The sequence below is a fragment of the Bacillus sp. JJ1127 genome (assembly GCF_036965845.1).
Classification (GTDB): domain Bacteria; phylum Bacillota; class Bacilli; order Bacillales; family Bacillaceae_G; genus Bacillus_A.
On the sequence record NZ_JBALQK010000145.1, the window covers coordinates 19,421 to 31,781 of the forward strand.

The 12,361-nt window shown below is 38.6% G+C and carries 15 protein-coding genes and 1 pseudogene; 8 read left to right on the forward strand and 8 right to left on the reverse strand.

What is annotated here, in order from left to right; all coding sequences use genetic code 11:
* The first annotated feature begins 375 nt into the window (after positions 1–375).
* From V7183_RS14790 to clpP, 8 genes are all read left to right on the forward strand, one after another.
* Positions 376–582, forward strand: coding sequence for a DUF1657 domain-containing protein (locus V7183_RS14790; RefSeq protein WP_097899263.1), 207 nt, complete (start codon positions 376–378; stop codon positions 580–582).
* A 110-nt stretch (positions 583–692) separates the two neighbouring features.
* Entirely contained in the window at positions 693–1,181 is a 489-nt protein-coding gene (locus V7183_RS14795; protein ID WP_335359998.1) for a YhcN/YlaJ family sporulation lipoprotein, read from the forward strand.
* 34 nt (positions 1,182–1,215) lie between these two features.
* Complete coding sequence (spoVAC, locus tag V7183_RS14800; RefSeq protein WP_097899265.1) at positions 1,216–1,692, forward strand: stage V sporulation protein AC; 477 nt, start codon at positions 1,216–1,218, stop codon at positions 1,690–1,692.
* On the forward strand, positions 1,693–2,709 hold the full coding sequence (gene spoVAD / locus V7183_RS14805) for a stage V sporulation protein AD (protein ID WP_097899266.1): 1,017 nt from the start codon (positions 1,693–1,695) through the stop codon (positions 2,707–2,709). It abuts the gene before it with no gap.
* Positions 2,706–3,056 (forward strand): stage V sporulation protein AE, encoded by a 351-nt coding sequence (gene spoVAE, locus V7183_RS14810; RefSeq protein ID WP_097899267.1) that lies wholly within the window; start codon positions 2,706–2,708, stop codon positions 3,054–3,056. The genes spoVAD and spoVAE overlap by 4 nt, the downstream gene beginning before the upstream one ends.
* 11 nt (positions 3,057–3,067) lie before the next feature.
* Positions 3,068–3,274 (forward strand): DUF1657 domain-containing protein, encoded by a 207-nt coding sequence (locus V7183_RS14815; protein ID WP_097899268.1) that lies wholly within the window; start codon positions 3,068–3,070, stop codon positions 3,272–3,274.
* Positions 3,275–3,294: 20 nt separating this feature from the next.
* The gene (locus V7183_RS14820; protein ID WP_097899269.1) at positions 3,295–4,164 is read left to right on the forward strand and encodes a DUF421 domain-containing protein; all 870 of its coding nucleotides are present in this window, start codon (positions 3,295–3,297) and stop codon (positions 4,162–4,164) included.
* A gap of 252 nt (positions 4,165–4,416) precedes the next feature.
* On the forward strand, positions 4,417–4,998 hold the full coding sequence (gene clpP / locus V7183_RS14825) for an ATP-dependent Clp endopeptidase proteolytic subunit ClpP (RefSeq protein WP_097899270.1): 582 nt from the start codon (positions 4,417–4,419) through the stop codon (positions 4,996–4,998).
* Between the two features lie 382 nt (positions 4,999–5,380).
* Here the strand turns inward: clpP and V7183_RS14830 are convergent, their stop codons facing one another.
* The 8 genes and pseudogenes from V7183_RS14830 to V7183_RS14865 form a co-directional block, all read right to left on the reverse strand.
* On the reverse strand, positions 5,381–5,638 hold the full coding sequence (locus V7183_RS14830) for an HPr family phosphocarrier protein (protein WP_097899271.1): 258 nt from the start codon (positions 5,636–5,638) through the stop codon (positions 5,381–5,383).
* Positions 5,639–5,657: 19 nt separating this feature from the next.
* Positions 5,658–6,608 (reverse strand): DNA-binding protein WhiA, encoded by a 951-nt coding sequence (whiA, locus tag V7183_RS14835; protein ID WP_097899272.1) that lies wholly within the window; start codon positions 6,606–6,608, stop codon positions 5,658–5,660.
* Positions 6,609–6,696: 88 nt separating this feature from the next.
* Positions 6,697–7,650, reverse strand: coding sequence for a gluconeogenesis factor YvcK family protein (locus V7183_RS14840; protein ID WP_335359999.1), 954 nt, complete (start codon positions 7,648–7,650; stop codon positions 6,697–6,699).
* Between the two features lie 3 nt (positions 7,651–7,653).
* Complete coding sequence (rapZ, locus tag V7183_RS14845) at positions 7,654–8,535, reverse strand: RNase adapter RapZ (protein ID WP_097899274.1); 882 nt, start codon at positions 8,533–8,535, stop codon at positions 7,654–7,656.
* A 20-nt stretch (positions 8,536–8,555) separates the two neighbouring features.
* Positions 8,556–9,014, reverse strand: a complete 459-nt coding sequence (locus tag V7183_RS14850) for an NUDIX hydrolase (protein WP_097899275.1) — start codon at positions 9,012–9,014, stop codon at positions 8,556–8,558.
* A gap of 283 nt (positions 9,015–9,297) precedes the next feature.
* Positions 9,298–9,999 (reverse strand): LutC/YkgG family protein, encoded by a 702-nt coding sequence (locus V7183_RS14855; protein ID WP_335360000.1) that lies wholly within the window; start codon positions 9,997–9,999, stop codon positions 9,298–9,300.
* Positions 9,965–11,414: pseudogene (locus V7183_RS14860) on the reverse strand (LutB/LldF family L-lactate oxidation iron-sulfur protein). The gene V7183_RS14855 and the pseudogene V7183_RS14860 overlap by 35 nt, the downstream one beginning before the upstream one ends.
* Before the next feature lie 2 nt (positions 11,415–11,416).
* Complete coding sequence (locus V7183_RS14865; RefSeq protein WP_097899277.1) at positions 11,417–12,148, reverse strand: (Fe-S)-binding protein; 732 nt, start codon at positions 12,146–12,148, stop codon at positions 11,417–11,419.
* Positions 12,149–12,361: the final 213 nt, after the last annotated feature.

A 12,361-nucleotide genomic window follows, 5' to 3' on the forward strand; every position in this document is an offset into this window, starting at 1 on the left:
ATAAATATAACTACTGATATCACAATTTGTCATCATAAATATATATTCATTTTAATTTTCCGACATATAAGTCGCTGCTATGCAGAATACAACATGCTCGCTACTTGCTTTCTCCTTTTGTTTTAAACATTGCATGTGATAGAAAAAGGCCCTGACCGTTTCTATGCACGGCCAGATGCCCTCGTCCACCTCAAAAAAAGGGAGTTGATGTCGCTTTTAACCTGTATACGGAAAACCTGCTAATCCCTTACATTTTCAAATTACATATGGATGAAAATTTACACTTCGAATGAAACCTAAATTTGGTAATTATATTTTCATGCTTACTCACAAATCATAATCTTTGAATTGATATTCCAAAGGAGGCTTCATTCAATGACTGTAATTACAAAATTAAAACAAACTGTTTCTGGATTAAAAAGTGCACAAGCAAGCTTAGAGGGGTTTGCTCTTGATACAGATAATCAACAAGCAAAACAACTTTTCCAAACAGCTGCACAACAAACACAATCTATTATTGAATCTTTAAACCCACGTTTAGACGAAGTTCAGCAGGAAGAGCCTCAATACTCTCAACAATAAGTGACAGTACCATCTCTTCTGATGGTACGCACTTTTCGAAGAAAAAGGATGATTCCATATCATCCTTTTTCTCTCAAATTACATAAAGCAATAGAAATGGAATGATTGTAATGCGAAAAATTGGCATCATAACCGCGTTATTCGTACTCCTGCTCAGTTCACTTGCCGGCTGTGGTAGTAGTCCATTAGATAAAAAAGTAAAAAAAGAAAAAGCAAAACAAACAGAGGAAAAGAAGGGTCCAAAGTTAACGAAAATGAGTACAGAATCCTTTAATCAGTCTATATCTCAAGGCGCAAAGAAGAAAGCACTCGCTATGGAAGAAATCACAGAAGCCGCAGCCGTTAACTCCAATTTAGATCTTTATATAGCTGTTAAACCAGAACATCATGAAAGATTTGGTTTAAAGCCTCTACGAAGCAGACTTAAAACGCAACTCAGTAACGAGTATCCAACTTTCAATATTCACGTAAGTACAGATCGAAAAATTTTTATGATGTTAGATAAACTCGAAAACAAAATTAAGAAAAAAATAGTAAATAAGGATCAGATTAAAAAGCAATTAAAGATCATTCAATCAGAAATGAAATCTGATACGTAATTGTACGTTTTCTAAAGGAAAAGGAAGGATTCAAATGTCCAGTAAAGACAAAAATTTAACACCTGTACAACAGGAATATAAAAAATTTGAACAACAGCGCGAACCAAAGCGTCCCGTTTTAAAGAATTGTATAAAAGCCTTTTTTGTTGGCGGTCTCATTTGTTTCATCGGCCAACTCATTTCGACCTTTTATATCACCTATTTTGATTTCACCGAGCGATCTGCCGGAAACCCTACAGTAGCTACACTCATTTTCATTTCCATGTTACTCACTGGCTTCGGAGTGTATGACCGCCTCGGACAATTTGCTGGGGCTGGGACAGCTGTTCCTGTTACCGGATTTGGCAATTCTGTTATCGCTGCTTGTATTGAACACCGAACAGAAGGCTTTGTCCTTGGTGTTGGTGGTAACATGTTCAAATTAGCAGGGGCCGTTATTTTATTTGGTGTATTTTCTGCTTTTGTGATTGCTCTTATTAAAACCATTCTCGTTCAATGGGGAGGGCTGTAAATGTTACAAGGACACCGAACATGGATATTTGAAAATAAACCAGTCATCATCTCAACAGGCGTAATCGGTGGGCCATTTGAAGCGAACGGAAAAATCCCTGAAGACTTTGATACTCTTCATGAAGATTTATGGCTGGGACAAGACTCTTATGAAAAGGCACATAAAATTTTATTTGAAGAAGCTTGCAGCCGCGCAACGGAAAAAGCAAAACTTCGTAAAGAAGATATTCAATTTGTACTTGCAGGGGACTTAATTAATCAAATTACTCCTTCAAGCTTTGCATGTCGTACACTCGGTACACCTTATCTTGGATTATTTGGCGCTTGCTCTACTTCCATGGAGGGCCTTGCTCTCGGTGCAAGTATCGTTAATGCAAAAGGCGCAAAATATTTATTAACAGGATCATCCAGTCATAATACTGCTGTTGAAAAACAATTCCGCTATCCAACGGAATACGGCGGTCAAAAACCACCTACCGCGCAATGGACTGTAACTGGTGCAGGCGCTGCCCTTTTGAGTAGTGAAGGATACGGCCCAAGTGTGACATCTGCAACAATTGGACGAGTCGTTGATATGGGGTTAACTGATCCCTTTAATATGGGAGGCGCAATGGCACCTGCTGCTGTCGATACAATCGAGGCACATTTACGCGAAAGGCAAATTGATGCATCTTACTATGACTTAATCGTAACGGGCGACCTCGGTCATGTTGGGCGTGAGATTGCCTACGATTTACTGCATAAGCACGGAACAAAAGTAACGAGCAAACAATTTCAAGATTGTGGATTACTCATTTATAAGGAAGAACAACCTGTCTTAGCAGGCGGGAGTGGTGCAGGCTGTTCAGCAACAGTCGTATACGGGCATTTATTAAACCGAATGAAACAAGGGGAATTCAAAAAAATGCTTGTTGTTGCGACAGGTGCTTTACTGTCTCCCATTACATTCCAGCAATCCGAAACCATTCCGTGCATCGCTCATGCTGTATCCATTGAACTTGGAGGTGTACAACAATGATTTTTTTCTGGGCTTTTGTCATCGGTGGGCTGATTTGTGTAATCGGCCAACTTATGTTTGATGTCGTGAAGCTGACGCCTGCTCACACAATGGCAACACTCGTTGTTATCGGCGCTATACTAGATGGATTCAATTTATATGAGCCTTTAATCGATTTCGCAGGCGCTGGAGCGACAGTTCCCATTACAAGCTTTGGGAACGCCCTTGTTCACGGAGCCATGGAAGAAGCAGCAAAGCATGGAATCGTTGGTGTTATAACTGGCATGTTTAAAGTAACAAGCGCCGGTGTATCAGCGGCTATTATTTTCGGATTCATCGGAGCTCTATTATTTAAACCGAAAGGATAAGAGGTGTTTTCATGACTGTTGTTGCTAGTGTAAAAACGTGTCTTGCTAGTTTAAAAGGAGCACAAGCTAGTTTAAGTACTCTTTCACAAAATGCTGCAGACGAAGAAGCAAAACGCATTTTTCATGAATGTATGTTAGAAATGGACAGCGTCATCGCTGATCTAAAGAACCGAATTTCAGTATTGGAATTAGAAGAACCACAGTATAAAGGATTTTAGGCAAACTGGAGGGAATTACTATGTCTCACATACCCGAATGGCCACTTGTCATCATCCGTTCTTTATGTGTCTTAATTGTTTTATTTGCCATTACAAAGTGGCTTGGAAAAAGACAAATTTCTCAACTTTCCTTCTTTGAATATATAGCTGGTATGACAATTGGCGATATCGCTGCGGAAGTATCGACGGGACTAGAACAAAACTTTTTCCACGGTGTTTCCAGTATGCTCGTTTTCGCTATCGTACCGTTTTTCGCAGGGCTTATTTCGCTAAAAAATAAAACAATACGTGATTTCTTTGAAGGTAAATCCACCGTGTTTATAAAAGATGGCAAAGTGCTTGAGGACAATTTAAAGAAAGAAAAGTATACAAGTGATGAATTACTCGAACTTCTTCGAAAGAAAGATGTATTCAATATAGCGGATGTGGAATTTGCCGTATTAGAACCAAATGGTGAATTAAATATCTTACTGAAGAAAGATAAACAGCCATTAACAGCAAAAGATATTGGATTAAAGTTACCAAATGAAAAAGAAACACACACAGTCATTATGGATGGAAATGTGCTGGATGAGCCTCTTTCAGCTAGCGGTCATAATCGCGCTTGGCTTCATGCTGAATTAGAAAAAATTGGGGTAATGATCGAAAATGTTTTTCTTGGACAAGTTGATTCCTATGGACAGCTCACTGTTGACATCTATAATGATAAAATTCAAATGCCTTCTCCTCAAGATAAACCATTATTGTTAGCTTCCTTAAAAAAATGTCATGCTGATCTTGAATTATTTTCTTTAGAAACAAAATCAAAATCGGCAAGTCAAATGTATAGCAAGAACGCAAAGCAAATCGAGTATATCTTAAATAAAGTCACCTACCTCTTAAAAGAATAGGAAACGAGAGAACGCTTCTATTAGAAAAGGCGTTCTTTTGTTTTTTTGTAAATAACATACTTCTCTCATGACGTTTAAATTTATATAATTCGGTTATGATGTTGAAGATACATAAGCAGGGAATTTCAAAAACATAGCGAATAAATCATGGTACAACTACATATTTTTTTGATTTAAAGTGGTTTCGTTTGACCTTTATTGACCATAATTGTATTATAAGACTAAGAAAGCTTTCAAAGGAGGAAATAACAGATGAATTTAATTCCTACAGTAATTGAACAAACAAATCGTGGAGAACGCGCTTACGATATTTACTCTCGCCTATTAAAAGACCGCATCATTATGCTTGGTAGCGCAATTGATGATAACGTAGCAAACTCAATCGTTTCCCAGCTTTTATTCTTGGAATCTCAAGATCCAGAAAAAGATATTCACATATACATCAACAGCCCTGGTGGTTCTATCACAGCAGGTATGGCAATTTACGATACAATGCAATTTATTAAACCAAACGTATCAACAATTTGTATTGGTATGGCAGCATCTATGGGTGCTTTCCTACTTGCAGCAGGTGAAAAAGGAAAACGTTTTGCACTTCCAAACAGTGAGGTTATGATTCACCAACCACTTGGCGGGGCACAAGGTCAAGCAACTGAAATTGAAATTGCAGCAAAACGCATCCTATTCTTACGTGAAAAATTAAACCAAATTCTTTCTGAGCGCACAGGTCAACCATTAGAAGTTCTACAACGCGACACAGACCGCGACAACTTCATGACAGCAGAAAAAGCACTAGAATACGGCTTAATCGATAAAATCTTTACAAATCGTTAATAAATTTAAAAGCGGAAGCGGCTCGTTTAGAACAGGAGGGCGTTGGAACCCCTGATTCCGAGGCGCTTTTTGCCTCGAATAAAGGGGTGAAACGACCGACTGTTCTAGCCGCTGAAGCTGGATATCACTAAAAGCGGAAGTGGCTCGCTCAGAATCGCAGGGCGTTGGAGCACCCGACAGAGAAGCGCTTTTTGCTTCGTCCGAGGGGGCGAAACGACCGAAGATTCTAGCCGCCGGAGCTAGATATAACTTTAAAGCGCAGGCGGCTCGCTCAAAATGGTCGCTGAATATAAAAAAAAGACTATCGCTCAAGCGATAGTCTTTTTTTATCGACCGTTCGACAACATCTAACAATAAAAAGCTACCGCGCCTGCGATAGCTTTTATTCTTTATTTTGCACATATGCAGCTAGCGCTTCTAAAGCTGCTTCTGCATCTGAACCTTCTGTCGTAATTGTTACGTTGCAGCCAGATCCAATCGCTAAGCTCATAATCCCCATTATGCTCTTTGCGTTGACTGTTTTTCCATCTTTCTCAATGAAAATATCAGCATGAAAACGATTCGCCTCTTGTACAAACAACGCAGCCGGACGTGCTTGTAAGCCGTTTTTTAATGAAACTGTAACCTTTTTTTGAACCACAGTTCTCTCCCCTTTGCTCTTATTTTTTTACTACTGTTTCCCCCGTGCGTAATTTTTCTGCAATTTCATCGATTTTACGCAAGCGATGATTAATACCTGATTTACTGATTTTCCCCCCAGATACCATCTCGCCTAATTCTTTCAATGTTACATCTTGATAGTTAATTCTTAGTTGTGCAATCTCTCGCAGTTTATCTGGCAAAATATCAAGCCCAACCGTCTCATCAATGTAACGAATGTTTTCAATTTGCCTTAGTGCCGCACCAATTGTTTTATTTAAATTGGCCGTCTCACAGTTCACCAAGCGATTCACTGAATTACGCATATCGCGAACAATTCGAATGTCCTCAAACCTTAAGAGTGCATTATGTGCACCGATAATATTTAAAAACTCTGTAATTTTCTCCGCTTCTTTCAAATACGTAATATATCCTTTTCGCCTTTCTAATGTCTTACTATTTAAATCAAATCCGTTCATCAGTTCACATATAGAATCATTATGTTCCTTGTATAACGAAAAGACCTCTAAATGATAAGATGATGTTTCTGGGTTATTTACTGAACCACCTGCTAAAAATGCACCTCGTAAATACGATCGTTTACAACATTTTTTCTCAATTAATTCCTGTGATATATTCCGAATAAATGAAAAATCTTCTCGAACAATTTGAAGGTCCGCTAATATTTCGCGGGATTTTTCAACAAGTCGAACGATATATACATTATTTTTCTTCAGTCGCATTTTTTTACGAACAAGTAATTCTACCGTCACGTCATATCCTTTTTTCAGCAATGTGTAAATTCTTCTGGCGATTGCTGCATTTTCTGTTTGAATATCAATGGAAAGACGACGGTTTGAAAAAGAAAGCGATCCGTTCATCCGAAGCAATGCTGATAATTCTGCTTTCTCACAGCATTCCTTCATTTCAAGCTTCGTGAGCTCTTTCTTTGTTTCTGATGCAAATGACACAGTCAACACCTCCTTATACGATATTTTGGAACAAAAATCTTGTCCTATATGAATGAGTAGCGTTATCTCATAAAGAGATAACGCACGCTTATAACAACGAATATAAGATAGAAGCTAATTTTAATGTATCATGTCTTACAACTTGATCATCGTACTTCGCTAATTCATCTTGAATCAAATTAATGTTATTCTCAGCGAAACGTTCTTCATCAACTACAACAGGTTCAGACATTTCTTTTGCATACAATTTACGTAATGGACAAGGAATATCATGATTATTCACAATCGCAGTATCGATAAATGAGGTTCCAAGATGATCATGTAGCGCCTGGATATGATCAAATGCAGTATAACCCATCGTTTCACCAGCTTGTGTCATAACATTACATACATATACCTTCTTCGCCTTTGCAGCAAGAACGGCGTCTCCGATTTTTTTCACGATTAAATTCGGCAATATACTTGTGTACAAACTTCCTGGACCAAATACGAGTAAATCTGCCCGCTGAATTTCAGCCAATGTTTCATATAACGGCTCTACATCCCCAGGTGTTAAAAAGACACGATTAATTTTCTTTCCAAAGTAAGGAATCTTTGATTCGCCTGTTACAATTTGCCCATCTTCAAGTTCTGCATGAAGCACAACACTTTGATTTGCCGCTGGTAATACACGTCCTCTTACATTTAACACCTTACTCGTTTCTGTAATAGCATGGAAAAAGTCCCCCGTAATGGAAGTCATGGCTGCTAATAATAAGTTTCCTAACGCATGACCTGTTAACCCTTCTCCGGATGTAAAACGATGTTGAAATAAAGCTTCCACAAGCGGCTCTACATCTGATAACGCAACAAGCACGTTACGAATATCGCCTGGGGGTGGAATTTCTAGTTCATCACGTAATCTACCCGAACTGCCACCATCATCGGCAACTGTCACGACCGCTGTAATATCAACCGGATACTTTTTTAATCCTCTTAATAAAACAGATAGTCCAGTTCCTCCTCCCATAATGACAATTCTAGGTTTTCTCTCTTTTTTCATCCCTTAATGGCCCTTTCTCTTCTCCACATCACGATGAGATACATGAACCATATACTCTGGTTTCAAATGTTTCCCAAGGTATTCTGCAAGCGTAACAGAACGATGTTGCCCACCTGTACATCCAATTGCAATCACAAGCTGACTCTTACCTTCCCTTTTATAATGCGGAAGCATGAAACTAATAAGATCCGTCAACTTTTCCAAAAATTTATGTGTTTCATTAAACTTGAGCACATATGACGAAACTTCTTCATCAAGTCCTGTTAATGGCTTCATTTGTGGAATATAGTATGGATTTGGTAAAAAACGAACATCAAATACTAAATCTGCATCAATTGGAATGCCGTACTTAAATCCAAATGACATCACATTTACACGGAATGCTTGCTCACCCTCTGTTGCAAACAGATGAACAATCTTTTCACGTAGTTCTTTCGGTTTTAAATCAGACGTATCAAGTACAATATTTGCTCTTGCTTTCATGTCTGTTAATAAATTACGCTCTGCCTCAATCCCTTTTAACGGCAAACCAGTTGGTGCAAGTGGATGCGAACGTCTCGTTTCTTTATAACGTGTTACGAGCGTACTATCTTTTGCATCTAAAAATAAAATATGAGGAATAATCCACGTGCGTTCTGATAAATCGTCAAGTGATCCCCATAAATGTTCAAAAAATTCACGGCCACGTAAATCAATACCGAGTGCCACTTTATTCATTTTTCCTTTTGACTCTGCCATAAGCTCAACAAACTTCGGCAGTAACATCGGAGGTAAATTATCTACACAAAAATATCCTAAATCTTCAAAACTTTGCAGAGCTACTGTTTTTCCTGCACCAGACATTCCTGTAATAATTACCATTTTAATATCATTATTCTCTGTCATCGTATCCCCTCCTCGAAGGTTTAGCTTGGATCCAATCGATATGAAAGTAGTTCAAAATCTGGTGTATATACAAATGTACCGTAAATTATGCCGTTTCCTTTGATTAAATAATCAATAATATGATAATCTCCCGGTGCCATTGCTAACTCATCAATTTTATCAAATGTATGCCAGCCAATGATGCCTTCTTCGCTTTCTAATTTGTTTTCTCCTGCAAAATCTGTTGCCAAGAATGAAAACATCATCCATTCGGAAACAACCTTATCACCCTCTTGGATGACAAAGGTAAAGACCCCCTTTAATGCTGGGTTCTTTAAATAAATACCTGTTTCTTCACGATATTCACGAACAACTGAATCTCTTACAGTCTCACCGCGCTCCATCTTTCCGCCTGGTGCGACCCACCAATTTCGACGAGGCTTTTGTAGTAGGAGCACTTCACTATCTTTAATTAATACACAGTTTGTGACTCTTTGCATGCTTCTTCACCTCAGCTACTAATGACGAATTTTTTCATCACATACTCATTTCATTATACTATCAAAAACAGTTTGTCACAATGAAGGAACTCCCAGCCTAAACAAACAAAAAACGATGGGAATCGATTCCCATCGCCATTCAGTTACAAAATAGAACACCTCAGTAATTTGCATATCTTATAAGCAATTGTACAGAGATAAGGTGAAACTTTTATCAGTCGGACACCTTCATCTTTCACTAATTACTTTGTAAACAGGACCCCCACAGAGAAGTCTTGAACAATTATTGATCATCGACAATAATATACGCTGTTCTTATCGGTCCATGTACACCTACGACGAGGTTCATTTCAATGTCAGCACTGTTTGACGGACCAGAAATGAAGTTCAAACAAGACGGAATGGCTTCACCCTCAATATTTTGATGATGAATCATCTTTGTAGCTTGTGTTAATCTAGGGACAATCGTACTTTTCGGGACAATTGCGATATACGATTCAGGAAGAAGACTAACGTGTCTCCCTTTCATACCATCATTAAATAAAACGACAGTTCCTGATTCCGCAAGAGTAATATCACAAAATGTAATTCCAACATCAGCTGTTTTCGCAAATTCAATACTCTCTTCCTTATGGGCTAAATCCCATTTATGAAAATGTATTGCCCCTTCATTTGTTACAAATTCACTAAGATTATATTCATCAAACCGTTCATCATTTGAATAAATAACAGATTTTATCTCCCATTCTTTCATAAAGGAGTGTAACGTTTCTACAAGGTTAGCCTTTTCTGTTCGCCGAACTTCCGTATGAATAGTTTCACAGTGTTCCATCAGCTTCAATACAAGCTCATCCTTTGTTAATCCGTCAAAAACGCTCCATTGCGGAGAAACAGACCAACTCGGCTTTTCTACGGTTTCCGGACGTTTTCTCCCAAGTCTTTCTGATACCTTAGATAAAAATTCTTCGCGATTTTGAATGGCCATTATCGATCCTCCCTTTTCCGCTTTTCAAACCAATCTCTAAACGGTTGTTTTTTCGGAGCGGGAAAATCTCTTGCTTCTGTCCAAGCTTTTAACGGTCCCACCCCGCGTTCAATTTTATCTCCTTTTGTAAAAGGCTTTAATGCATACGGAGCTGTCCTCGCTGCTAAAGAGAACGACCTCGAACTCTTCACCACTTTTTCAAATCCTTTCATTGCCATATCCCACGCTACAGGAGACTTTTTTGCTTCCTCTACAATCTGTCGCCGATGCTGAATTAATAATTCATGTAAAGGTATTCTCACCGGACACGCTTCCGTACAAGCGCCGCACAGGCTAGATGCATAAGGTAAATCCTTATATTCATCATATCCACCTAAAAGCGGTGTCAATACAGCACCAATTGGCCCTGGATAGATTGAGCCGTATGCATGCCCTCCGATATGACGATATACTGGACACACATTAATACATGCTGCGCACCGAATACACTGCAGAACACTTTGAAACTCTGTTCCTAAAATATTAGAACGACCGTTATCAACAATTACTAAATGAAATTCCTCAGGTCCATCTGTCCCCCCAGGTTCCGTTAAACCTGTAATATAACTTGTTAACTTTTGCCCTACAGAGCTTCGGCACAAAAGCGTTACTAAAACATCAAGTTCTTCCCATGTTGGGACAATGCGCTCCATCCCCATCACGGTAATTAACGTTTTCGGAATGGTCGTAACCAATCTCGCATTCCCTTCATTCGCTACAATCGAAATAGACCCGGACTCCGCAACAGCAAAATTACATCCCGTCACGCCTACATCCGCTGTTAAAAAGTCATTACGCAAATAGTTCCGTACAAACCTCGCCATTTTTTCGGGATCAGCTGGCCCTGTATAGCCTATTTTTTCTTTAAACAACTCGCAAATACTTTCTTTATCTTTATGAAGACATGGAACAACAATATGCGATGGTGGATCATGATCATTAATTTGTAAAATAAATTCTGCCAAGTCTGTTTCTAATACTTCCCCGCCAACTTCTTCAATTGCTTCATTTAGACTGATTTCTTCCGTTACCATAGATTTTGACTTTACAATTTTTTTCGCATTTTTCTTTTTTATAATCCCTTTTACATATTCCCTTGCATCTTCAGCAGTCTCTGCGAAATAAACAGAACCACCATTTTGCTCAATCTTTTCAGTGAGTTGATATAAATAATAATCAAGATTTTCTAATGTATGCTTTCGAATCTCTTCTCCTAAAGAACGCCATTCTTCCCAATTCCCAAGACTCTCAGTAGCTTTTAATTTCTTGCTTCTAAGACCATCTTGCGCTTTCTTAACAGCATTTCTCATGAATTGATCCCCAATACCTGTTTCAGCACGTTTATGAAAGGAATCGTTCCCGATTTTCATTCCCATTTTTATATCCCCCCTCTATCCTCATTTAACACTTGCGCAATATGCTTCACTTCAATTGGATAACCATTACGGGTTAATCGGCCTTTTATATTCATTAAGCAACTGCAATCCATCCCGATTAACAATTCCGCACCCGTTTCCATAATATGCTTCACTTTTTCATCAACCATTTGCTCAGAGACTTCCGCCATCTTCACTGCGAATGTACCGCCAAATCCACAACAATCATAATTGTGGGACAACGGAGTGACTTCCAACCCTTTTACATGTTTTAATAATGTTTGAGGAGGCTCTTTAATATTCATTAACCGGCTCATATGACAGGATGTATGAACGGTTGCTTTTTTATGAAGCTTTGCACCTAAATCTTCTTTTCCTAGTACCTCTACAATAAACTGCGTAAATTCATACGTTTTATTTGCAAGTTCCGTAGCTTTTTGCCGCCATTCTGTTTCACTTTCAGAAAATAAACTTGAAAACTCATGAACCATCATGACACAAGAGCCTGATGGTGCCACAACATACTCTGAACCAGCAAACGCTTCAATCATATGCTTTGCAGCCGTTTTCGTTTCTTTATGATACCCGCTATTATAAGCAGGCTGGCCACAGCAAGTTTGGTTTTTTGGAAAGTCGACTTCACAGCCTAAATCTTCAAGAATCTCAACAACATCTTTTCCTACTTCTGGATAAAAAACATCAACAAGACACGTAATAAATACCGACACTTTCATATAGACACCTCCAAATAAAGCTTTTATCTGAATCCTGTGGTAAGATTCTTACTGTTTGCAAATAGCGGAGTAAACTAGAAAAATAAAGGTAATTACTATATATCCTTTTACATATAAAACATGACCTTCACTCCCTTTTAAATGTGGTAGGAAGAGGCCCTGACCGTTTCTATGCACGGCCAGTTGCTCTCGTCCCCCCTAAAAAGAAAGGGG